Origin of the sequence: Streptomyces sp. NPDC056160, assembly GCF_042268205.1 — a bacterium.
Taxonomy (GTDB): Bacteria; Actinomycetota; Actinomycetes; order Streptomycetales; family Streptomycetaceae; genus Streptomyces.
Genome location: NZ_JBHJUW010000145.1, coordinates 1 through 22,393, shown reverse-complemented (window position 1 = coordinate 22,393; position 22,393 = coordinate 1). Strand labels below are relative to the sequence as shown.

Genomic DNA, 22,393 nt, shown 5'->3' with positions numbered 1-22,393 from the left:
CCGACGAGATCCTCGAACGCCTCGCCGGCTACCTGAACCGCCTACCGAACCCCAAATCCTAGATATGCAGTCCTCCCAAGACTCGGGACACTAGGGCCCTTCCGATGAATCTCTGCACCTTCCCCACGAAGTCCCGGTCCGTCTCCGTCAGCGGCCCCCACTGCGTCTGGGTGATGACCCGGGCGGGGAGGAGGAGACGGCCCGTGGGCCGGGGAGGCCCGGGCAGGCGAGCGCGGCGAGGGTCAGGCCTACGGCTCCGCCCACGAAGAGGGTTCCCGTCGCGTTCCGCGAGAAGCGCACCGTGCCTCCTGCCCGGTCGGGGGCCGCCCGCGGCGGGTCCGGACACAGGGCGGTACGGACGCGGACGCGCCGCGAACCTCTCGGCCCGGTGAAGACTCAGGCGCGGCGGTGCGGTTCTCCGCGCCTGACGGAGCCCGGGGCGCGCCCCGGATGCCGGCCCGCCCGGCTGGACGAGGTCAGCTGCCAGGGCACGCTGGTGACCATCACGCCGGGCGTGAACAGCAGCCGGCTCTTCAGCCAGAGGGCGGACTGGTTGTGCAGCAGGTTCTCCCACCAGTGGCCGACGACGTACTCCGGGATGAAGACGGCGACCAGGTCGCGCGGGCTCTCCCGGCGCATCGAGCGCACGTACTCCACCACCGGCCGCGCCACCTCCCGGTACGGCGAGTCGATGACCTTCAGCGGCACCTCGATGCCGTGCTCCTCCCACTGCCGGGCCAGGTCCGCCGCCTCCGTCCGGTCGACGGCGACCGTGAGCGCCTCCAGCTGGTCGGGGCGGAAGGCGCGGGCGTAGGCGAGCGCCCGCAGGGTGGGCCTGTGCAGACGGGAGACGAGGACCAGGGCCAGCACCCGGGAAGGCGGCACCAACTGGTCCCCGGCGTCCGTGACGGCCAGCTCCGCCGACGTGGTGTCGTAGTGCCGCCGGATGCCGCGCATGGTCGTCCACAGCACCGCCGCCGCCAGCACCGCGAGCCACGCGCCCTCGGTGAACTTGGTGACCAGCACGACCAGCAGCACCAGCCCGGTCACACACGCCCCGACCGCGTTCACCGCCCGCGCGGTGCGGTACCGCCGCACCGCCGCGGCGCCCGGCCCGCCGCCGGCCCGCAGCTCCCGGTTCCAGTGCCGCACCATGCCCAGCTGGGAGAGGGTGAAGGAGGTGAACACGCCCAGGATGTACAGGTGGATCAGGCTGGTGACGCTCGCCCGGTAGCCCCACAGCAGCAGTCCGGCGACGACCGCGAGCGCCACGATGCCGTTGGAGAAGGCGAGCCGGTCGCCGCGGTTGTGCAACTGGCGGGGCAGGAAGCGGTGCTGGGCGAGGATCGAGGCGAGCAGCGGGAAGCCGTTGAAGGCGGTGTTCGCGGCGAGGACCAGCACCAGCGCGGTCGCCGTCTGCACGACGTACAGGCCCGCGCTGTGCTCGCCGCCGAAGAGGGCCGTGGCGAGCTGGGCGATCACGGTCCGCTGCGGGTAGTCGTGGCAGTCGCCGGGCAGGCCGGTCAGCCGGCACGGGTCGTCGGTGATGCGCACGCGCGCGATCAGGGCCAGCGCCGTCACCCCGGCGAACATGACGATCGCGGTGACCCCCATGGCCGCCAGCGTCGCCGCCGCGTTGCGCGCCTTGGGCCGGCGGAAGGCCGGCACGCCGTTGGAGACGGCCTCCACCCCGGTCAGCGCCGTGCAGCCGGAGGAGAAGGCGCGCAGCACCAGCATCAGCAGTGCCGGCCCGGTCAGCCCCGCGTCCCCCGGCGCCGGGACCACCCCGTACCCGGCGGTCGGGGCGAGCGGCCCGTGCCCGAGGGCGTGCTGGACGAGACCCGTGGCCACCATGACCAGCACCGAGGTGATGAACAGGTACGTCGGCGCCGCGAACGCCCGCCCCGACTCGCGCACCCCGCGCAGGTTCATCGCGGTCAGCACGGCGACGAAGCCGAGCGCGAGCGGCACCCGGTGGGCGGCGAGCGAGGGCAGCGCGGAGATGACGTTGTCGACGCCGGAGGCGACCGAGACGGCGACCGTCATGACGTAGTCGACGAGCAGGGACGCGGCCACCACCAGCCCCGCCGAGGGCCCCAGGTTGACCGACACCACCTCGTAGGAGCCGCCCCCGCTCGGATAGGCGTGCACGACCTGCCGGTACGACAGCACCACCACCGCGAGCAGCGCCACCACGGCGAGCGCGACCCACGGCGCGAAACGCAGGTACGCGAGGCCGCCCAGGGTGAGCACGAGCAGGATCTCCTGGGTCGCGTACGCCACCGAGGACAGCGGGTCGGAGGCGAAGACCGGCAGGGCCAGCCGTTTGGGCAGGAGCGTCTCCTGCAACTCCTCGCTGCGCAGGGCCCTGCCGATGACCAGCCGCTTCACGAATCCGGGCAGATTGCGCACGGGCTGAGCGTAGGCCGGTCCGGCGCACCGGCCGGGGAGGCGGGCGGGCACGGCGCCGCGGGGCGGACGGGAATCCGACGACCTAGGCTCGCGCTATCGACCAGGAAGGGGACGACATGAGCGACACCACCCGCACCGTCGGGGTGCTGGGCACCGGGATCATGGGCGCCGCGATGGCCCGCAACCTCGTGCGGGCCGGGCACGCCGTCCGGGTCTGGAACCGCACCCGCGCCAAGGCCGAGCCGCTGGCGGCCGACGGTGCGCGGGTCGCCGGCTCCGCCGCCGAGGCGGTCCGCGACGCCGACGTGGTCCTGACGATGCTGTACGACGGCGACACCGTGCTGGAGGTCATGCGCGAAGCCGCTCCGGCGGCGCGCGCGGGGGCCGCCTGGGTGCAGTCGACCACCGCCGGTGTGGAGTCCGTCGGCGCGCTCGCGGACCTGGCCCGCGCCCACGGCCTGGTCTTCTACGACGCCCCGGTGCTCGGCACCCGGCAGCCCGCGGAAGCCGGCCGGCTGACCGTGCTGGCGGCCGGGCCCGCCGAGGGCCGGCAGGCGGTGGAGCCGGTGTTCGAGGCGGTCGGCGCGCGCACGGTGTGGACCGGCGAGGACGGCGCGGCGGGCGGGGCGACCCGGCTGAAGCTGGTCGCCAACAGCTGGGTCATCGCGGCCACCGCGGCCACCGGCGAGGCGCTGGCGCTGGCCAAGGGGCTCGGCGTGGACCCGCGGGGCTTCTTCGACCTGATCGCCGGCGGCCCGCTCGACATGGGGTACCTGCACGCCAAGGCCGGGCTCATCCTCGACGGTGCTCTGCTGCCGCCGAGCTTCGCCGTGACCACCGCGGAGAAGGACGCCCGCCTGATCGTCGAGGCGGGCGAGCGGCACGGCGTACGCCTCGACGTGGCCGCCGCGAGCGCCGAGCGCTTCGCCCGCGCCGCCGCCCAGGGGCACGGCGGCGAGGACATGGCCGCCGCGTACTTCGCCAGCTTCGACGAGCCGGGCCCGGCAGCCGGCTGACCGGGCGTCAGCCCAGGCAGAGCACCAGCAGACAGAGCTGCGGGGACGACGGGGACGAGGGCGACGAGGGCGCGGCGGGCGCGGACGGGTTCGTGGCGGCGTGGCCGGCCGGTGCGGAGCCGGTGGTACCGGAGGTGCCGTGGGGGGAGCCGGTGCCCGGCGAGGTGTGCTGCGCCGGCGCGTCCGGGGAGGACTGCGAGGCCGGGGTGGCGCCGGTGCCGGAGCCGGCGGAGGAGCCGGCGGAGTCTGTCGCGGCCGAATGCCCGGACGTCTTCGCCGGGCCGTCGGCCGGACGCGTCGTCTCCGGGGCGGAGGGCGCCACCGGCGCGGGCGGGAGGGCGGCGTCGGGGTGTACGCCCTGCCGGGTGGTGGAGGACCGGGCGGGGGCCGACCCGGTGGTGGGCGAGGAGTGCCGGACGTGGGCGGAACCGGTCCCGGTCCCGGTCTCCGCCGTGGATCCGGTGCCGGCCGCCGGGGTGTCGTGCCGGGCCGGCCGCCAGTCCACGCTGTCCGGGTGCGGGGTGTCCGGTGCGGGGGCCGCCTGGGCGCGGTCGGCGGTGTGCCGGTCCATCGAGGCGACGGTCAGGCCGCCGCCGACCAGGGCCACCGCCGTGGCGACCAGGGCCCGGCGCTGGGTCTTCTTCCAGCGGGCCCGCTGCCGGCGCCGCGCCGCCCGCCCGGGCCGCTGTCGCACGGACGGCGCGTCCGCTGCCGCCGGCGACTCCAGGACGTCCGGGCCGTCCGGAAAAGCCGGTACGTCCGCGGCCGTCGGCGCGCCGGGTGCCGTGAAGGGCTCGGGGGCCGGGTCCGCGGCCGGACCGGGGGCGAACGGGACCGCGGAGTCCGCGGTGGCGTTCGGGGCTATGTCCGGCGCGTACGCCCCGCAACCGGGGCAGACGAGAGCACCGTTGAGGTGCCGTCGGCACGTGGAGCAGTAGTCCATGCGGATCTTCCTGGGTCGGCTGCCGGGCGGCCAGTCACGGTAACAAGCGTCCCGCCGCCCTGTGTGGAGCCTGTGTGACGCTCCTGAGCGGATTCGGCACCCGGCCTCGTCCGCCGGAAGGATGTGGCGCCCCTTCCTGATCGACAAGGATGACGGGGACATGTTCGGACCCGAGGGAAGGGAAGTCCCTTGCGCATCCGCCGGATCGCCGCAACCACCGTCGTCGCCACCGTCCTGTCACTGACCCCCGCCGCCGTCCCCGCGGCCTTCGCCGAAACCGCCTCCGCCACCCCGGCCGCCCCCGCCTCCGCCCTGGACCCGGCGGCCCTGGGCACCGCGCTCGGCGCCGTGCACGACGCGGGCATGTACGGCATCTACTCCTCCGTCCGCGACGGCGACCGGCGCTGGGCCGGCGCGTCCGGCGTCGCCGACGTGGCGACCGGCCGCCCGGCCCGGCCGGACATGCGGCACCGGGTGGGCAGCATCAGCAAGTCCTTCGCCGCCGTCGCCGTGCTCCAGCAGGTCGAACGCGGCCGGATCCGCCTGGACGCCCCGATCGGCGACTACCTCCCCGGCCTGATACCCGGCGAGCGCGGACGCCGGATCACCGTGCGCATGCTGCTGAACCACACCAGCGGCATCGGCGACTACGTCGTCGGCGCCTTCCCGTCCCTGGCCAAGGGCTCGACGGCCAGCCTGGACGAGGAGCGCTTCCGCTCCGTCCGCCCCGAGGAACTGGTCCGCCTGGGACTCGCCGCGCCCGCCACCGGAGCGCCCGGCTCCCTGCCCGGCCACTACTCCAACACCAACTACGTCATCGCCGGACTGCTCCTGGCCAAGGTCACCGGCCAGGATCCCGAGGCGTACATCACCCGCCACGTCATCGACCGGGCCGCCCTGCGCCACACCTCCTACCCGCGCACCCCCGCGATCCGGGGCCCGCACGCGCGGATGTACGAGAGCTTCTACGGCCTGATCGACCCGCCCCGCGACTACAGCGTCTACGACATGTCGTGGGCGTACACGGCGGGCGCGGTGGTCTCCACCACGGACGACCTGAACCGCTTCTACCGCGCCCTGCTCACCGGCAGGCTGATCGGGCGGCCCGCGCTCGAGGAGATGCAGCGCACGGTCCCCGTGGACGGCATGGACTACGGCCTCGGCCTCTACGCCGTCGACATCCCCGGCTGCGGACGCTTCTGGGGCCACGACGGGGCCGTGTTCGGTGCCGGGACCATCGCGCTGTCCAGCCCGGACGGCCGACGGCAGGTCGCGGCCGGCTGGAACCTGATGAAGTACGAGCGCCTGAAGGCGGACGGCACCGGCTTCGAACCGAGCCCGGTCGACGACGCCCTCAACAGTTACGTCATCGGCGCCCTGTGCGGACCGTCGGCGCCCGCACCGCGGTCGCGGGCCGCCGCCCGCACCGTCCTCGACGGCGCCGACCTCTCCTCGCACGCCTGGGCTAGGGTGCTGGGCTGAACCGTACCCGGCCGATCCGCATCTGACTGGGCGGGCATGTGACGGAAGGACGGAACGTGCGGAACGGCGAGAGAGCGGCGGGCACGGCCGGGGACGGTGCGCGGTTCGGCCGTATCGGCCGCTACCCGCTGCGGTGGCACACCGCCCTGCTGACCGGGTGGACCATCCTGTGGTTCCTCGTGGCCGAACGGCACGGGGCCGTGTCCTGGCACTATCTGAGGAGCGGTGAGGAACTGCTGTTCAGCCAGGTGCCGGGCGGCGGCCTCGCGCTGTACGCCAACCACCCGGAACTCCAGATCGGCCCGGTCTCCTTCCTCGTCGCCGCGCTGTTCGGGCCGTTCCAGGCCGCCCTGGGCGAGAACCTGGCCGAGGCCTTCATGTCCGGCCTCGGCCTGTACATGCTGGTGCTGATCGGCCGGACCGCCGCCGAGCACGGCCTGGGCACCGGCACCAACCACAAGCGCCTCCAGCAGCGGGTCCTGATCGCCGGCGCCGCCTTCATCCCCATGTGGGTGGAGGTCTCGGTGCGTTTCGCCCACCTCGACGACGTGCTGGCGCTGTTCTTCACCACCCTGGCGGTCCGCGCCCTGGTGCGCGGCAACGCCACCGCCGTCGGGGTGCTCCTCGCGCTGGCCGTGGACTCCAAGCCGTGGGCGGTGGGCTTCCTGCCGCTGCTGCTCGCGCTGCCCCGGTCCGACCGGCTGCGCGCGGCGGCCTGGACGGTCGGTCTGGTGGCCGCCGCCTGGCTGCCCTTCTACCTGACCCACCTGGAGACGTTCGCCGCCGCCCGCTTCACCATCCCCAACCAGCCCGCCTCCGCGCTGCGCTGGTTCGGGGTGAGCGACCCGGCCACACCCTGGTGGGACCGGCCCGCGCAGATGTCCCTGGGGATCGCGCTGGGCGCGCTGGCGGTGCGCCGGGGCCGCTGGGCGGCCGTGGTGGTGCTGGCCGCCGACGCCCGCATCGTGCTGGACCCCAGCGTGTACACGTACTACAACGCCTCCGTGCTGCTCGGCACCCTCATCTGGGACTCCGTGGGGCAGCGGCGGCTGGTGCCCTGGGTGAGCTGGATAGCGCTGATCTCCCTGTACGGCAGCGCCCTGCTGGTGCCCTCGGACTCCGCGCAGGGCCTGATCCGGCTGGCGTTCGCGGTGGGCTCCGCGCTGTACGTGCTGTTCTGGCCGCAGCGTCCGCCGCGCAGCAGGCGCCGCGCGGCGGCCGGGCCGGTGCGCCTGCCGGGGCAGCGGCGCGCGCCGGACGGCTCTCAGGCCAGGTCGGTCAGTTCCTCGGCGTAGACCTGGGAGAGCGGCTGCGGGCCCACGTACCGCTGGCAGTTGCACTGCCCCGGCTCGTAGCGCAGCGGCTTCTTGTTCTCGTCCCAGGCGGTGGGCACCTCCACGCGCTCGTGGCAGTGGCCGCTCTGGTCGTGCTTGGCCAGGTGGTGCGTGCACCCGCACACCGGCTCGGGTGGCTGGTTGGCGGCCTCCACGGCCAGCCGCTCGGCCTTCTGCGCCTCCATCAGCTCCAGCCTGCGCTGGTGCCGGTTGCGCAGCGCGGTGCGCACGGTGTCCGCGAACCAGGCGAACCCGCCGGTCCAGAACAGGATGAGCACCCACCAGATCCAGTTCATCTCTCCCCCGCCCCTCCCCCGGCGCGACCGCCCGGCACCGGGTCGCCGTGGAGCGCCGGTGCCGCGTCCGCGCACTGCAGCACGGGTTCAGGATAGACAACGGCGGCCCGAGGGACAGGGGGCGCGGCCCAGGGGGCGGCGGAGGTGCGGCGGGGCAGCCGCAGGCGGCGCCAGGCGCGTTCGTGGACCAGGGCCAGGACGATCGCGGCGGCCACGGCGATGAGGTGCTCGCGTCCGGCCAGATTGGGCCTGACGATCGACTCGGCGACCATCGAGCCGCCGGTGAGGAAGAAGACGACCGGAGCGCGGCGGACCACGGAGAGATAGGTGAACAGGCCCACGACGGCCGCCGACGGGCCGGTGTCGAGGACGTGTCCGATCTCCGGGGGCAGGCCGAGGCCCCACCAGCCGGGCCCGATCGCGAGCATCACGCGCACGGTGAAGGTGCCGGCCAGGGTGGCGGCGTAGGAGATGAACAGGGTGCGGGCGCGGCCGAGGGTGAGTTCGGCGAGGGCGAAGGCGAGGAAGAGCTGGGTGATGCCCGCCCAGACCGGCAGGTCCAGGGCGGGCACGTAGAGCGAGACGGGGGTGCGGGCGAGGGCCAGCCACAGCGGCAGGTCGGCCTGGACGCCGCCGACGGCCCGGACCACCGCCTCGCCGGCGGGGTGCTGGGCGACCGCGTGGAAGAAGATCACGCCGAAGGCGGCCACGAAGGCGAGCACCAGAGCGGACAGGCCGCGGCGCAGCAACTGCCGTACCGGGTCGACGACCATGGCGTGCCACTCGCCACGCAGGGTGCGTACGACGAACAGCGCGAGCCGCGGCACCGTGTCCCGCCCGCGCCGTCGGCCGTCCGGCCTGCCGGGTCTCACATCATCGCCCTGTCCGGCTCCACCGGTCTTCCGTTTCGTTGCACCACCGCTCGGCTCCTCGAAGCAGTTCCCACCCAAACGTGCGCACAACCGTATGGACCGGATTCCCGCCCGGCGCGTTGCCCCGCGCCGGGGGATGTGTCTCAGCGCACGGGTGCCCGGCGGGGGCCGCGCCCGGCCGGTGCGGGCCGCCCGGCCGCCCCGCCGCGGGAGCGGTAGACGACGTAGGGGCGGGTCAGGTAGCCGAGCGGGGCGGCGAAGGCGTGCACCAGGCGGCCGAACGGCCACAGCGCGAACAGGGCCATGGCCAGCAGCGCGTGGACCTTGTAGACGAGCGGGGCGTGGGCCATGGCGGTGACGTCCGGGTCGAGGGTGAACAGGCTCCGGAACCAGACGGCGACGCCGAGCCGGTAGTCGTAGGGGTTGGTCAGGGAGGAGGCGGTGGCGGTCAGGCCGGCGAGCAGGACGAGGGCCAGCAGCGGGTAGGTCAGGCGGTCGCTGCGGCTGGTGGCCTGCCGGACGGCGCTCACGCGCAGCCGCCGGTACAGCAGCAGGCCGAGGCCGGCCACGGCGGCGACGCCGGCGGCGCCGCCCATGGTCAGGGCGACGGCGTGGTACTGCTCCTCGCTGATCCGCAGCCGACGGGTCAGGGACTCGGGGACGAGCAGGCCCATGACGTGGCCCCCGATGACCAGGAAGAGGGCGTAGTGGAAGAGGGGCCCGCCGACCGCGAGCATGCGGGACTCGTGGAGCTGGCTGGAGCGGGTGGTGAAGCCGAAGCGGTCGTAGCGGTAGCGCCAGGCGGTCCCGGCGGCCAGCACGACCAGCGCGAGGTAGGGCAGGACGCCCCACAGGGCGATGTTCAGGTGCTGCGCGTGCAGGTGGGGAGGATTCATCAGCGGCGTACTCCTTCGTCGCCCGGCGCGTGCCGGACGGGGTACGGCACGGGGAGGGGCGGGGAGACGGGTGAGGGGAAGGGCAGCAGGTGCGGCTCGGCGGCGGGGTGTGCGCAGCGCGGTGGTGCGGGCGCGGTGGCGGGCAGGGTGGTCAGGACCGCGCGCACCACGTCGGCGTAGGGGCTGTGGTGGGTTTCCAGGCCGTGGGCGAGCAGGGCGATGGCCGGGCGGTGCTCCTGGAGGACGCCGGTGCCGGCATCCGGGCAGCGGGCGGCGAACTCCAGCAGGGACGGCAGGTGGTCGGGGAGTTCTCCGGGGGGCGGTTCCCAGCCGTGCTCGCGGTAGCGGGCCTTGAGCGCGGCGAGGGCGGCGCCGCGGCGGCGGGTGTCGCCGTCGGTGTAGTGGGTCAGGTGCAGGGTGCGGCGGCGGGTGCGGTCGAAGGTGGCGACGTAGCCGGCGGCCAGCTCCATCGGGGCGGTGCCGGCCGCCCACCGACAGAAGCTCAGCAGCAGGGCCGGGGCCTCGCCGGGCAGCGGGCCGAGCGCCTCGGCCACCGTCTCGCGCCGGCGCGCCCAGTCCTCGCCGGGGTGGTCCAGGAGCAGGGCGGCGGCCTGGTGGACCGCACGGTGCAGGTTCATCCCTCGGCGCTCCTTGCCCCGGACCGGTCGGGGAAGAGGCCGCGCGGCCGGCCGCGCCCGTTCCAGTTGAGCAGGTTGACCCGGCCGCGCAGCGCGGACCGCTCGGCCGGGGCGGCGGCCGCGACCGGGGAGGCGTGGAAGGCCTCGGCGCCGTCGGTGCCGTACATCCCGGGGCCGCCGTCGCCCTCCAGGCTGCATCCGGCGCCGGCCGCGCCGCCCGCGCCGCCGTCGGCGACGTACGTGGTGGGGATGACGTAGCGCTCCTCGTACTTGGCGAGGGCGAGCAGCCGGTACATGGCCTCCAGGCCGCGTTCGTCCATGCCGACGCCGCGGGCGATCGCCGGATCGCGCGGCTCGCCGAGGTTGATCCGGCGCATGTGGGCGCGCATCGCGGCCAGTCGGCACAGGGCGGCCTCCACGGGTGCGGTGTCGCCCGCGGTGAACAGCCCGGCCAGGTACTCCAGCGGGATGCGCAGGGCGTCGATGGCGCCGAACAGGGGCGCCGGGTGCTCGCCGTCGTGGCCGCTGCGGGTGAGCGCGTCGACCACGGGGGAGAGCGGCGGGACGTACCAGACCATGGGCATGGTGCGGTACTCCGGGTGCAGGGGCAGGGCGATGCGGTACGTGGTGATGAGGTCCCGGACGGGGGAGCGGCGGGCCGCGGTGATCCAGTCGTGCGGGATGCCGGAGGCCTCGGCGGCGCGCACCACCTCGGGGTCGTGCGGGTCGAGGAAGCAGCCGAGCTGGGCCTCGTACAGGTCCTTCTCGTCGGCGGTGGCGGCGGCCTCGCCCACCTTGTCGGCGTCGTACAGCATCACGCCGAGGTAGCGCAGCCTGCCCACGCAGGTCTCCGAGCAGACGGTGGGCTCGCCGGCCTCGATGCGCGGGTAGCAGAAGGTGCACTTCTCGGCCTTGCCGGTGGTGTGGTTGAAGTACACCTTCTTGTACGGGCAGCCGCTCACGCACATCCGCCAGCCGCGGCAGCGGTCCTGGTCGACGAGGACGATGCCGTCCTCGATGCGCTTGTACAGCGCCCCGGAGGGGCAGACCGCCACGCAGCTCGGGTTGAGGCAGTGCTCGCAGATGCGCGGCAGGTGGAACATGAACGCCTGCTCGTACTCCAGCCTGACCCGCTCGTTCATCGACTTGAGCACGGGGTCGGCGGACAGGTGCCCGGGGCCGCCGCCGAGGTCGTCGTCCCAGTTGGGGCCCCAGGTGACGTCGGTGGGGCGGCCGTCGATCAGGGAGCGGGGGCGGGCGGTGGGCAGGTCGTCGCCGAGCGGGGCGGCGATGAGGGTGTCGTAGTCGTAGGTCCAGGGCTCGTAGTAGTCCTTGAGGGAGGGGAGTTCGGGGTTGGCGAAGAGGCGGGCGAGGCGGCGGGCGCGGCCCCCGGAGCGCGGGACCAGCCGGCCCCGCCCGTCCAGGCGCCAGCCGCCCTTCCACCTGTCCTGGTCCTCGTGGCCGCGGGGGTAGCCCTGGCCGGGGCGGGTCTCGACGTTGTTGAACCAGGCGTACTCGGTGCCGGTGCGGTTGGTCCAGGTCTGTTTGCAGGTGACCGAGCAGGTGTGGCAGCCGATGCACTTGTCGAGGTTCATGACCATGGCGACCTGACTCAAGACGCGCATGTCAGTACTGCACCTCCTGGGCGCGGCGGCGGATGACGGTGCGGGCGTCGCGCTGGTTGCCGGTGGGCCCGTAGTAGTTAGGGGCGAAGGAGAGCTGGGCGTAGCCACCGATGAGGTGGGTGGGTTTGACGAGGATGCGGGTCAGGGCGTTGTGCACCCCGCCACGCCGCCCGGTGGCCTCGGAGCGCGGCACGTTCACCAGGCGTTCCTGCACGTGGTACATGAACACCGTGCCGGACGGCATGCGGTGGGAGACGACGGCGCGGGCGACGACGACGCCGTTGGGGTTGACCGCCTCCACCCAGTCGTTGTCGGCGGCGCCGATGGCCTCGGCGTCGGCGACGCTCATCCAGATCACCGGGCCGCCGCGGGCCAGGGTCTGCATGAGCAGGTTCTCCTGGTACTCGGAGTGGATGGACCACTTGGAGTGCGGGGTGAGGTAGCGGACGCTGACCTCCCGCTCGCCCGCCACCGACTCGGCGCTCAGGTCCAGCGGCGGCCGGTAGACGGGCAGTTGCTCGCCCAGCTCGGCCATCCAGTCGTGGTCCAGGTAGAAGTGCTGGCGGCCGGTGAGGGTGTGCCAGGGCTTCTTGTGCTCGGTGTTGACGGTGAAGGGCGCGTAGCGCCGGTCGGGTGCCTCCTTGCCGGACCACTCGTAGCTGGTGCCGACCTGGACGGGCCGCTGCTGGGTGTCGGAGAAGACCACGCGCCGCTCGTGCACGGCCTCGGCGAGCGTCTCGAACCCGGCCTCGGGTCCGCAGCGTTCGGCGAGCCGCTCGAAGCCCTCGGCCGCGATCCTCCCGTTGGTGGTGCCGGACAGGGCGAGGATCGCCTCGCACAGCTTGACGTCGGTGTCGAGGAGAGGGCGGCCCTGGGCCGGGCCGGGTGCGGCGGCGGTGCCGCAGCGGGCGCCGAGCCAGCGCACCTCGGGCCCCGGCCGCACGGTGACGCCCTTGACGGTCACGCCCTGCTGCTCGCACAGCGGTCCGAGCGCGGCCAGCCGGTCGGCGACGGCGGTGTAGTCGCGTTCGACGACGGTGAACTGCGGCAGGTCACGGCCGGGCACGGGGGTGTGGCCGCTCTCCCGCCAGTCCCGCGCGGTGCCGCCGGGCTGGGCGGTCTCGCCGGGGGTGTCGTGCTGCTGCGGGGTGGCCACCAGGTCGTGGGCCACGTCGAGCCGGCCGGCGGCCAGTTCGCTGAACCTGCGGGCCAGCGCGTGGAAGATCTCGAAGTCGGTGCGGGCCTGCCAGGGCGGGCTGATCGCGGGCGAGAAGGCGTGCACGTAGGGGTGCATGTCCGTGCTGGACAGGTCGTGCTTCTCGTACCAGGTGGCGGCCGGCAGGACCAGGTCGGCCATGAGGGTGGTCGAGGTCATGCGGAAGTCGAGGGCGAGCAGCAGGTCGAGTTTGCCGCGCGGTGCCTCCTCGTGCCAGGTCAGGTCCCGGGGCCGGGCCCCGGGCGGGGCCTCGGCCGCGTGCGCGTTGTCGCTCGCGCCGAGCAGGTGGCGCAGGAAGAACTCGTTGCCCTTGGCGGAGGAGCCGATCAGGTTGGCCCGCCACACGGTGAGCACGCGCGGCCAGTTCTCGGGGGCGTCCGGGTCCTCGCAGGCGAACGACAGTTTTCCCGCGGCCAGTTGGGACGCCACCCATTCGCCGGGCTCGTGCCCGCTCTCGCGCGCCGCGCGGCCCAGGTCGAGCGGGTTCGCGGAGAAGGCGGGCGCGGACGGCATCCAGCCCAGCCGCGCCGACTGCGCCACCAGGTCGGCGGTGTGCCGGCCGGCGAACAGCCCCTTCCCGGTGGACGCGGCGAGCGCGTCGGCGCCGTGGCCGTCGTAGCGCCACTGGTCGGTGTGCAGGTACCAGTACGGGGTGCCCGCGACCTGCCGGGAGGGGCGTACCCAGTCGGCGGCGGACTGGAGCTGCTGCCAGCCGGCGTAGGGCCGCACCTTCTCCTGGCCGACGTAGTGCGCCCAGCCGCCGCCGTTGACGCCCTGGCAGCCGGTGAGCAGCAGCAGGGTGAGGAAGGAGCGGTAGATGGTGTCGGAGTGGAACCAGTGGTTGGTGCCCGCGCCCATGACGATCGTGCAGCGGCCCCTGGACTGCTCGGCCGTCCGCGCGAACTCCCGGGCCACCCGCACCACGGCGGCGGCCGGCACGGACGTGATGGCCTCCTGCCAGGCGGGCGTGTGCGGCTGGGAGGCGTCGTCGTAGCCGTCGGGCCACTCGCCGGGCAGTCCGTCGCGGGCGACGCCGTACTGGGCGAGGAGCAGGTCGAAGACGGTCGTCACCCGGCGCCCGCCCACCTCGCGCACCGGCACGCCGCGCACCGAACTGCCGCCGTTCTCCTGCCCGTCGAAGCGGGGCAGCAGCACGCGGGCGCTGTCGCCGGTGCCGCCCGGCCGGTGGAAGGTCAGTTCGGGCTCGACGTCGCCGAGGTCCAGGTTCCAGCGGCCCTCGCCCAGCTTGGACCAGCGGTCGCCGAGGGTGCCGTGCGGGACGACGGGCCGCCCGGAGACCGCGTCGAGGAGCACCGGCTTCCACCGGGCGTCCTCCCCCGACTCCTCGTCGAGTCCGAGCGTCGCCGCGGTGACGAACTTGCCCGGTACGTAGGACCCCTGGTGGCGCGGGTCCTCCTCCAGCTCGATCAGGAAGGGCAGGTCGGTGAAGCGGCGGACGTAGTCGGTGAAGTACGGGACCTGGCGGCGCACGAAGAACTCGGTGAGGATCACGTGCCCCATGGCCATCGCCAGCGCCCCGTCGGTGCCGGGGTGCGGGTGCAGCCACTCGTCGGCGAACTTGGTGGCGTCCGCGTAGTCCGGGGAGACCACGACGACCTTCTGGCCCCGGTAGCGGGCCTCGGTCATCCAGTGCGCGTCCGGGGTCCGCGTCACCGGCACGTTGGACCCCCACAGCATCAGGTAGGCGGCGTCCCACCAGTCCCCGGACTCCGGTACGTCCGTCTGGTCGCCGAAGACCTGCGGGGAGGCGATCGGCAGGTCCGCGTACCAGTCGTAGAACGACACCATGGGCGCGCCGATCAGCGACATGAACCGGGCGCCCACAGCGTGCGAGGCCATCGACATCGCCGGGATCGGGGAGAACCCGGCCACCCGGTCGGGTCCGTGCTCGGCGATCGTGTGCACATGGGCGGCGGCGGCGATCTCCAGCGCCTCGTCCCAGTCGACGCGCACCAGGCCGCCCTTGCCGCGTGCCGCCTGGTAGCGGCGCCGTCTGACGGGGTCCGAGGTGATCTCGGCCCAGGCGGCCACCGGGTCGCCCAGCCGCCGGCGCGCCTCGCGGTACATCTCCAGGAGCACGCCGCGCGCGTGCGGGTAGCGCACCCGGGTCGGCGAGTACGTGTACCAGGAGAACGATGCGCCGCGCGGGCAGCCGCGCGGTTCGTACTCGGGCCGGTCGGGGCCGGTGGAGGGGTAGTCCGTCTCCTGGGTCTCCCAGGTGATCAGTCCGTCCTTGACGTACACCTTCCACGAGCAGGAGCCGGTGCAGTTCACGCCGTGCGTGGAGCGCACCACCTTGTCGTGCGCCCAGCGCTCCCGGTAGGGCGCGTCGTTGACCCCTTGGTCGGTGCGGAAGACCGCCCGCAGGTCGGGAGTGGTCACGGAGCGTCGCAGTAGGCGCCCCGCCTGAAGCAGCTGATCGGCGGCCAGGGCCGCCATGCGTTCCGCTTCCTTTCGTGCCGCGCGCCGTCCCACTGCGCTCACATCCCCTATGAAGTCGGCGGCACACCGGCCGGGGTGGTCACGCCCGGACGGCCGGTGCTGGTGAGGCAAGCCTTACGCATCGGAACGGTGCGTTCCCATAGGGCTACGCAGAGTTGAGAAGAGCTATACAGGCCTTTTCTTTGCGCTTTGCAATAATTGCACCTGGCAAGGGTCCGGAAAGCTATGTTTCGAATCGCTTTTCGAGGGGAATACTCCGCCGACCACGGCTGTGCGGTACGCCCAAGTCCGGCACCGCCGCGAACACGGGCGAGCACGCGCCGGCGCCCGGTCCCACGAGCAACACGAGTGCGGAACCGGCCAGCGTGTCACCCCCGCGACCGGGTGGTCGTGGTCGTCCGGGACGGATGCGCACCGGGGTGGTCAGGGCTCGACGAGTCCGGCGCGGATGGCGTACCGGGTGAGTTCCAGGCGGTCGCGCAGGCCGAGCTTGTGCAGCAGGTTGGCGCGGTGCCGCTGGACCGTCTTGACGCTGATGAAGAGGATCTTGGCGATCTCCTTGGAGGAGTGCCCCTCCGCCACCAGCTTGAGGACCTCCTCCTCGCGGGGCGTCAGGACCTGGCCGGGGGCCTCCTCGCCGTGCCGGACCCGGTCCAGGTAGTTGCGGATCAGCGCGGTCACCGCGCCCGGGTAGAGGAAGGGCTCGTCGCGCATCGCGGCCCGGCAGGCGGCGACCAGGTCCTGGTCGGCGACCGACTTCAGCACGTAACCGCAGGCACCGGCCTTCAGCGCCTGGAAGAAGTACTGCTCGTTGTCGTGCATCGTGAGCATGAGGATGCGCAGGTCCGGCTTGAGGGAGGCCAGTTCGCGGGTGGCCTGGAGGCCGGTCAGCCGGGGCATGGCGATGTCGAGGACCGCCAGGTCGACCTCGTGGGTGCGGGCCATCTCGATGGCCTCCGCCCCGTCGCCCGCCTCGGCGACCACTTCCAGGTCCGGTTCCTGGTCGAGGATGAGCCGTACGCCGCGCCGGACCAGCGCGTGGTCGTCGGCGAGCAGGATGCGGACGGGGGCCGGGGCGCGGCCGGCGGGGGCGCGGTGGTGCGGGAATCGGTCGTCGGGCATGGTCACGGTCGCTTTCCGGGGACGGGCGCGGTGAGCCGGACCCGGGTGCCGGGGGCGGCCGGGGGGCCGGGGTTGCTTCCGGGGCGGGCGGCATCGTCGGGGGCGGTGGTGCTTTTGGGGCTCGGGATGCCCTTGAGGCCGATGGTGTCGGCGGTGCCAGTGGAGCCCGCGGGACCGGCAGAGCGCGCGGGAGCCGGGTAGGCCGCCGGGCCGGTGGCACCCGCCGGACCCGTGGAGCCAGCCGGACCCGTGGAGCCCGCCGGGCCCCTCGCGTCGGCGATGTCCAGGGCGGCCCCGATGAGCAGGGCCCGTTCGCGCATCCCGCGGATGCCGGCCCCCTCGCAGGCCGCCCTGATGCCGCGGCCGTCGTCGGTGATGGCCAGCACCACGGCACCCTCGGTGCGGGTGAGACCCACCTCGATCCGTTCGGCCTCCGCGTGGCGGGCGGCGTTGGTCAGGCTCTCCTGGGCGACCCGGTAGAGGACCAGCTCCGTCTCGGGCTCCAGGGCGGGCAGATCGGCGTCGAAGCGGCGTACGACCTTCAGGCCGGTGTGGGTGGCGAAGTCGGAGGTGAGCGAGGTCAGGGCGCTGACCAGGCCGAGGTCGTCCAGGACGCCGGGGCGCAGCCGCCGTACCAGCCGCCGCACCTCGTCCAGGCTCTCCCGGGTGATCTCCCGGGCCTGGTGCAGCTCGTCGCGCAGCGGCGGCTCGGCCTCGTCGGCCGCCCGCTTGAGGGCCAGCAGGGTCGCGGTCATGCTCTGTCCCACCTCGTCGTGCAGTTCCTGCGCGATACGGCGCCGTTCGGCCTCCTGGGCGAGCAGGACCCGGGCGCTGCTGGTGGCGCGCTCGTGCTCCAGCCGGTCGAGCATGGCGTTGAACGTGCGGATCAGCTCGGCGACCTCGCCGCCGCCCGCGGCCGGCAGCCGCTGGCCCGGCCGGAGCAGGTCGACGGTGGTCATCAGCTTCGTCAGCCGGTCCAGCGGGGCCAGGCCCCAGCGCAGCAGCGCCGCGTTGGCGACGAGCATGACGACGAGGCCGCCGACCAGGATGACGGCCTCGGTCAGCACGACCGGCACGGAGACGGTCACCGGGGCCCACAGCAGCAGCGCGGTGGCCGAGCCGAGCACCACGGCGTTGAGTCCGAAGATCCGCCAGAACAGGGACACCGGGGTGGTTCCTCCTCACCTGACACGGCCTGCGCACATGACCCGGCCGACGTGGCCCGTATGCCTCCACTGTCGGTCATCGCACGTCGCGGCCGGGCCGCGGGCCCTGTCCCGGTCGTCCTGTCCTGCTGTTCCTGTCCTGCCGTTCTTGTCCTGCCGTCCTTGTTCTGGGGCGTCACCGAGCCTGCCCGTCGCGCGCGGGCGCGTCGATGGGTCCTGGCGCCCATTTCGCGGCGTGCGCCCCACCCATGCCCGCGGTGGGCGTCCGCCCGGTGTGCATCCCGCTGCCCGCCGCAAATGGGCTCCGGGACCGATGGGCCCGGGGCGCCGGGCGGGCCAGGCTGAGCAGTGCAAGCCCCCGTCCCCACCCCGCCCTCCTTCGGAGAGAGGACCCGCCATGCCCTCCGACGCCGCCCGGACCGCTCCCCGCCTCGAACGCCTGACCGCCGAGGAGGCCCGGCGGCGGCTCGAACACGCCCGGGGGACCCGGCTGGTCCAGCTGCGGGCGCTGACCGAGACCGGGCAGAGCGCGGACGACCATCTGATGTCCGCGCAGCGGGACGCCATCGGACGGGTGCTCAAGGAGATCGACGAGGCCTTCGCCCGCGTCGAGGACGGCACCTACGGCACCTGCGTGGCCTGCGCCGCCCCGGTTCCCGCGGAGCGCCTGGAGATCCTCCCCTACACGAGCCACTGCGTCGCCTGCCGGCGCGGACCGGCCTGACCGCCCGCCTTCAAGCCTTCACGCCTTCACGCCACTTGTCTCCCGCCCTGCCCGAAGGGTGAACCGGTGAACCATCAGAGCATCGCCGACCACGGCACACGACCGGCGCGTGAGACCCCGCCCTGCGGCGCGCCGACCGCCGAGGACCTCGCCGCGCTCCGCGAGAACCTGCACGAGCAGCGCCTGTTCCGGCGGGAGCAGTTGCAGCAGATCGCGGCCAGTGCGACCTCGCGCGAGGACGCCCTGCTCCAGCAGCGGGCCGCGGCCCAGGTCGAGGTCCGCGTCCAGCTCGCCGCGTCCGCCCGGATGGTCCTGGCCGACGTGGAGGCGGCCCTCGCGCGCATGGCCGACGGCAGTTACGGCACCTGCCACCTGTGCCGGGGGCCCATCGCGCGCGAACGCCTGGAGATAGTGCCGCAGGCCCGCTACTGCGCCCGCTGCCAGCAGGTCAGGGAGGCGGAGCGGTGACGGTGCTCCGCAGGCCCTGGCCGGCGCGCCGCCCGTGGCCGATGCGCGGCAAGTGCGTCGGCGTCGCCCTCGACCTGGGCAGCGCACGCACCCGCGCGTGGGTGGCCGGCCGGGGCCTGGTCCTGGATGTGCCGACGGTGACGTTCCCCGGCCCCGGTGCCGCGTACCCGATCCAGCGGGGCACGATCGTCGACACCCCGGGCACCGCCCGGATGCTGGCCCGCCTGCTCGTCCACCGGCTGCCCCGCTTCGGCCGCCCGCTGGTCGTGCTCACCGCCCCCGTGCTGGACGGCGTCGCCTTCCGCGCCGAGGCCCGTACGGCCGTCCAGGTGCTGCGCCCGCGCGGCGTCCTGACCCTCCCCGGGGCCCGCGCGGTCGCCCTCGGCGCCGGCGCCGACCTGTCCCGGCCGTTGCTCGTCGTCGACATCGGCGCCCAGCTCACCGAGGTGGTGCTGCTGGCGGACGGCGCGGTCGTCGACGCGCGCCGCACCGCACTCGGCACCGGCGACCTGGACACGGTCGCCCCGGCGGAGCTCAGCGAGGCGGTGGTCGGCATGGTGAGCGCGATGGAGCGCCAGGACCGTACGACGCTCACCGCCGACGCCCTGCGCCGGGGCGCCCTGCTGGCGGGCGGCGGCGCCCTGCGTCCCGAGATCGTCTACCGGCTCACCGGCCGGCTGCACGCCCCCGTCGTACCCGTGGCGGCCCCGCACACGGCGGCCGTCCGAGGCGCCGCCACCCTCCTGCACGCCGCCCGCGCCCACCCGTCGGCGGGCGGCACCGCCTCTCCTCCTCGGCGGAACAACCGGTGAAAGGAGGCCGGTTACCGTGCCCGGGCGCGCTTGGCGAGCACCGAGGTGCCTCCGGCCCTGCCCGCCGGCAGCACGGTCGAGACCCGGGCGGCCGCCCACGGCGGCATGGACGGGCACGGGTCCACGGTGGACGGCGGCGAAGCGACCGGGCCGCCTCGCGCGCGTCAAGGAAACTTGCCGAACCTTGGCGTCTCCTTGACGCGAACATGGGTAGCACACCGGCACTGAGGCAGGGGCCAACACTGCCGGAAACCGGCAATGCGCTCCGCGCGCGGGTGCGGGCATGATGACTCCAGGGGAGCACTACGGACGGTTTCCGGTGCCGGACCCCGGCAGTTGCCGGGCCGGTCCCGGGGACCGTACGGGGGAGAACCGTACGGGGGAGAGGGGGACCACGTCAGCGGCCGCACGGTCCGCCGGTGCGTACCGCACGGAACGAACCGCGCACACCGCACCTCGAACGGCCCGCCGGGGCCCGGCACCTGACACCCGTCCGGGGACGTTCCATGCCGGAACGTTTCCGTGCCGGGTGGTGGATGCCGGGTGCCGGTACCGGTACCGGTCGCCGTACGCGAGAGCGGGCGCCGGGCCGGGGATGCGGGCGGGGCGCGGTGACCGGCCGCGAAGAGCGGCGAGCGGACCCGGAACCGGGGATCGGCGAGCGGGCGTCAGAGCTGACACCCAGACGCCGGATCCGCCTCCGAGGGCCGGTGTCGCCGCCCGCACGCCACAACTTCGTTACTCCAGGGGACGTTTGCCATGGTTGTCATCGGCGCGCTCGTCGCGGCCTGTCTGATCCTCGTTCTGCTCGTGCTGTTCGTCTTCTCCCAGCTGTTCCGCAAGGTGGAGCAGGGCAAGGCGCTCATCGTCTCCAAGACCCGCAAGGTCGACGTCACCTTCACCGGCCAGGTCGTGCTGCCGGTGCTGCACAAGGCCGAGGTGATGGACATCTCGGTGAAGGCCATCGAGATCACCCGCTCGGGGCGTGACGGCCTCATCTGCCGGGACAACATCCGGGCCGACATCCGCATCTCGTTCTTCGTGAAGGTCAACAAGTCCGCCGCGGACGTCATCAAGGTCGCCCAGTCCGTCGGCACGGCGCGCGCCAGCCACCAGGACACGCTCCAGGAGCTGTTCCACGCGAAGTTCTCCGAGGCGCTGAAGACCGTCGGCAAGCAGATGGACTTCACCGACCTCTACACCAAGCGCGAGGAACTCCGGTACCACATCATCGAGTTGATCGGTGTCGACCTCAACGGGTACCACTTGGAGGACGCGGCGATCGACTACCTGGAGCAGACGCCGCTGTCCCAGCTGGACCCGGCCAACGTCCTCGACGCGCAGGGCATCCGGAAGATCACCGAGCTGACGGCCGTGGAGCACGTGCGCACCAACGAGGCGCAGCGCACCGAGGAGAAGGAGATCACCCGGCAGAACGTCGACGCGCGCGAGGCCATCCTGGAGCTGGAGCGCCGGCAGGTGGACGCCGAGATCAAGCAGAAGCGGGAGATCGAGACCTCCCGGGCCCGCGAGGAGGCCGAGACCGCCCGGGTCGTGGAGGAGGAGCGGCTGCGCGCGCAGAGCGCCTTCCTGCGCACCGAGGAACAGCTCGGCGTGCAGCGGGAGAACCAGGCCCGCGAGGTCGCCGTCGCCGCGAAGAACCGCGAGCGGGTCATCGCCGTCGAGAACGAGCGCATCGAGAAGGACCGGATGCTGGAGGTCATCGCCCGGGAGCGGGAGACCCAGCTGACGAAGATCTCCGCCGACAAGGAGGTCGAGGCGGAGAAGCGGGAGATCGCCGAGGTCGTGCGCGAGCGGGTGGCGGTGGACCGTACGGTCGCCGAGCAGGAGGAGTCCATCAAGAAGCTGCGCGCCGTGGAGGAGGCGGAGCGCGAGCGGCAGGCCATCATCATCGCCGCCGAGGCGGAGGCCCAGGAGAAGCTGGTCAAGGACATCAAGGCCGCGGAGGCCGCCGAGCAGGCCGCGACCCACCGCGCCGCCGAGTCGCTGACCCTGGCCGAGGCCAAGCTGAAGTCCGCCGACCTGGAGGCCCGCGCCAAGCTGCGGATGGCCGAGGGCGTCCAGGCGGAGGCCGCCGCCGAGGGACTGGCCGCCGTGCAGGTCCGCGACAAGGAGGCCGAGGTCATCGAGAAGGCCGGCCGTGCGGAGGCCGAGGCCGCCCAGGCGCGGATGCTCGCGGAGGCCGAGGGCACCCAGGCGCGGATGCTCGCGGAGGCCCAGGGCACCGAGGCGCGGCTGCGGGCCGAGGCCGAGGGCGCGCAGGCCAAGGCGCTCGCCGAGGCGAGTGCGATCGGCGAGAAGCTGAAGGCGGAGGCGGCGGGCCTGACCGAGAAGGCGGCGGCGATGGCCGCCCTGGACGAGGCCTCGCGCGGCCACGAGGAGTACCGGCTGCGCCTCCAGGCGGAGAAGGAGATCCGGCTCGCCGGGCTCGACGTGCAGCGCCAGGTCGCCGAGGCGCAGGCCACCGTGCTGGCGACCGGCCTGGAGCACGCCGACATCGACATCGTGGGCGGCGAGTCGGTCTTCTTCGACCGGCTGGTGAACGCGATCTCGCTCGGCAAGGGCGTCGACGGGTTCGTCGAGCACTCCGCGACCGCGCAGGCGCTGGCCCGGCCCTACCTGGACGGTTCGGCGAGCCTCGCCGACGACCTGGGCCGGATCCTCGGCTCGGTGTCCACCGCCGACGTGCAGAACCTGACCGTGTCCGCGCTGCTGATGAAGCTGATGAACTCCGGCGGCAGCCACGCCGGGCAGTTCCAGCAGCTCCTGGACCGCGCGGGCGAGCTGGGCCTGGCCGACACCCCGGTCACCGCCCTCGCCGTCAACGGCACCGCCCGGGTCTGACGGACCAGGGGGCCCGCGCAGCCACCGTACGGGGGACGGCGGC

17 protein-coding genes and 1 pseudogene are annotated in these 22,393 nt (G+C 73.8%); 7 read left to right on the top strand and 11 right to left on the bottom strand.

The features are described 5' to 3' along the window. Positions 1-112 precede the first annotated feature (112 nt). Positions 113-300: pseudogene (locus ACFC02_RS35140) on the bottom strand (hypothetical protein); the annotation flags it as partial. Positions 301-396: 96 nt separating this feature from the next. Continuing rightward, positions 397-2,412, bottom strand: a complete 2,016-nt coding sequence (locus ACFC02_RS35135; protein WP_376366059.1) for an APC family permease — start codon at positions 2,410-2,412, stop codon at positions 397-399. A gap of 116 nt (positions 2,413-2,528) precedes the next feature. On the opposite strand from ACFC02_RS35135, the gene ACFC02_RS35130 reads away from it, so the two are divergent. Beyond that, the gene (locus ACFC02_RS35130; RefSeq protein ID WP_376366057.1) at positions 2,529-3,428 is read left to right on the top strand and encodes an NAD(P)-dependent oxidoreductase; all 900 of its coding nucleotides are present in this window, start codon (positions 2,529-2,531) and stop codon (positions 3,426-3,428) included. A 7-nt stretch (positions 3,429-3,435) separates the two neighbouring features. On the opposite strand, the gene ACFC02_RS35125 is transcribed toward ACFC02_RS35130, so the two are convergent. Continuing rightward, a complete protein-coding gene (locus ACFC02_RS35125) occupies positions 3,436-4,371 on the bottom strand; it encodes a hypothetical protein (protein WP_376366056.1) in 936 nt (311 codons plus the stop codon). A 189-nt stretch (positions 4,372-4,560) separates the two neighbouring features. Between ACFC02_RS35125 and ACFC02_RS35120 the strand changes: the two genes are divergently transcribed. Together ACFC02_RS35120 and ACFC02_RS35115 are read left to right on the top strand one after the other, a co-directional pair. Next, a complete protein-coding gene (locus ACFC02_RS35120; RefSeq protein ID WP_376366054.1) occupies positions 4,561-5,853 on the top strand; it encodes a serine hydrolase domain-containing protein in 1,293 nt (430 codons plus the stop codon). Positions 5,854-5,909: 56 nt separating this feature from the next. Further along, entirely contained in the window at positions 5,910-7,148 is a 1,239-nt protein-coding gene (locus ACFC02_RS35115; RefSeq protein WP_376366052.1) for a hypothetical protein, read from the top strand. On the opposite strand, the gene ACFC02_RS35110 is transcribed toward ACFC02_RS35115, so the two are convergent. From ACFC02_RS35110 to ACFC02_RS35075, 8 genes are all read right to left on the bottom strand, one after another. Next, entirely contained in the window at positions 7,118-7,483 is a 366-nt protein-coding gene (locus tag ACFC02_RS35110; RefSeq protein WP_376366050.1) for a hypothetical protein, read from the bottom strand. The genes ACFC02_RS35115 and ACFC02_RS35110 overlap by 31 nt on opposite strands. Then, complete coding sequence (locus ACFC02_RS35105) at positions 7,480-8,355, bottom strand: hypothetical protein (protein ID WP_376366048.1); 876 nt, start codon at positions 8,353-8,355, stop codon at positions 7,480-7,482. Before ACFC02_RS35105 ends, ACFC02_RS35110 begins: the two co-directional genes overlap by 4 nt. A 143-nt stretch (positions 8,356-8,498) precedes the next feature. Continuing rightward, on the bottom strand, positions 8,499-9,251 hold the full coding sequence (gene narI, locus ACFC02_RS35100; protein ID WP_376366046.1) for a respiratory nitrate reductase subunit gamma: 753 nt from the start codon (positions 9,249-9,251) through the stop codon (positions 8,499-8,501). Further along, complete coding sequence (gene narJ / locus ACFC02_RS35095) at positions 9,251-9,889, bottom strand: nitrate reductase molybdenum cofactor assembly chaperone (protein WP_376366045.1); 639 nt, start codon at positions 9,887-9,889, stop codon at positions 9,251-9,253. Before narJ ends, narI begins: the two co-directional genes overlap by 1 nt. Continuing rightward, the gene (gene narH, locus ACFC02_RS35090; protein WP_376366043.1) at positions 9,886-11,514 is read right to left on the bottom strand and encodes a nitrate reductase subunit beta; all 1,629 of its coding nucleotides are present in this window, start codon (positions 11,512-11,514) and stop codon (positions 9,886-9,888) included. Before narH ends, narJ begins: the two co-directional genes overlap by 4 nt. Before the next feature lies 1 nt (position 11,515). Beyond that, on the bottom strand, positions 11,516-15,190 hold the full coding sequence (locus tag ACFC02_RS35085; RefSeq protein ID WP_376366041.1) for a nitrate reductase subunit alpha: 3,675 nt from the start codon (positions 15,188-15,190) through the stop codon (positions 11,516-11,518). A gap of 426 nt (positions 15,191-15,616) precedes the next feature. Next, positions 15,617-16,315: a response regulator gene (locus ACFC02_RS35080; RefSeq protein ID WP_376366039.1), complete on the bottom strand. Its 699-nt coding sequence runs from the start codon at positions 16,313-16,315 to the stop codon at positions 15,617-15,619. A gap of 2 nt (positions 16,316-16,317) precedes the next feature. Beyond that, positions 16,318-17,481, bottom strand: coding sequence for a histidine kinase (locus ACFC02_RS35075; RefSeq protein ID WP_376366037.1), 1,164 nt, complete (start codon positions 17,479-17,481; stop codon positions 16,318-16,320). Between the two features lie 397 nt (positions 17,482-17,878). Here ACFC02_RS35075 and ACFC02_RS35070 point away from each other — a divergent pair, with 397 nt between their 5' ends. From ACFC02_RS35070 to ACFC02_RS35055, 4 genes are all read left to right on the top strand, one after another. Further along, positions 17,879-18,205 carry a TraR/DksA family transcriptional regulator gene (locus ACFC02_RS35070; RefSeq protein ID WP_376366035.1) on the top strand — a complete coding sequence of 109 codons (327 nt, stop codon included), beginning with the start codon at positions 17,879-17,881 and terminating at the stop codon, positions 18,203-18,205. A gap of 66 nt (positions 18,206-18,271) precedes the next feature. Continuing rightward, positions 18,272-18,673, top strand: coding sequence for a TraR/DksA family transcriptional regulator (locus ACFC02_RS35065; protein ID WP_376366033.1), 402 nt, complete (start codon positions 18,272-18,274; stop codon positions 18,671-18,673). Further along, a complete protein-coding gene (locus ACFC02_RS35060) occupies positions 18,670-19,485 on the top strand; it encodes a rod shape-determining protein (protein ID WP_376366031.1) in 816 nt (271 codons plus the stop codon). The genes ACFC02_RS35065 and ACFC02_RS35060 overlap by 4 nt, the downstream gene beginning before the upstream one ends. Positions 19,486-20,244: 759 nt before the next feature. Further along, positions 20,245-22,350, top strand: coding sequence for a flotillin family protein (locus ACFC02_RS35055; RefSeq protein ID WP_376366029.1), 2,106 nt, complete (start codon positions 20,245-20,247; stop codon positions 22,348-22,350). The last annotated feature ends 43 nt before the right edge of the window (positions 22,351-22,393 follow it).

Bases quoted from the DNA above. Each gene is read 5' to 3' on its own strand.
- ACFC02_RS35130 (WP_376366057.1), top strand. From the start codon at position 2,529: ATGAGCGACACCACCCGCACCGTCGGGGTGCTGGGCACCGGGATCATG.
- ACFC02_RS35125 (WP_376366056.1), bottom strand. From the start codon at position 4,371: ATGGACTACTGCTCCACGTGCCGACGGCACCTCAACGGTGCTCTCGTC.
- ACFC02_RS35110 (WP_376366050.1), bottom strand. From the start codon at position 7,483: ATGAACTGGATCTGGTGGGTGCTCATCCTGTTCTGGACCGGCGGGTTC.
- narI (WP_376366046.1), bottom strand. From the start codon at position 9,251: ATGAATCCTCCCCACCTGCACGCGCAGCACCTGAACATCGCCCTGTGG.
- narJ (WP_376366045.1), bottom strand. From the start codon at position 9,889: ATGAACCTGCACCGTGCGGTCCACCAGGCCGCCGCCCTGCTCCTGGAC.
- narH (WP_376366043.1), bottom strand. From the start codon at position 11,514: ATGCGCGTCTTGAGTCAGGTCGCCATGGTCATGAACCTCGACAAGTGC.
- ACFC02_RS35085 (WP_376366041.1), bottom strand. From the start codon at position 15,190: ATGGCGGCCCTGGCCGCCGATCAGCTGCTTCAGGCGGGGCGCCTACTG.
- ACFC02_RS35080 (WP_376366039.1), bottom strand. From the start codon at position 16,315: ATGCCCGACGACCGATTCCCGCACCACCGCGCCCCCGCCGGCCGCGCC.
- ACFC02_RS35070 (WP_376366035.1), top strand. From the start codon at position 17,879: ATGCCCTCCGACGCCGCCCGGACCGCTCCCCGCCTCGAACGCCTGACC.
- ACFC02_RS35055 (WP_376366029.1), top strand. From the start codon at position 20,245: ATGGTTGTCATCGGCGCGCTCGTCGCGGCCTGTCTGATCCTCGTTCTG.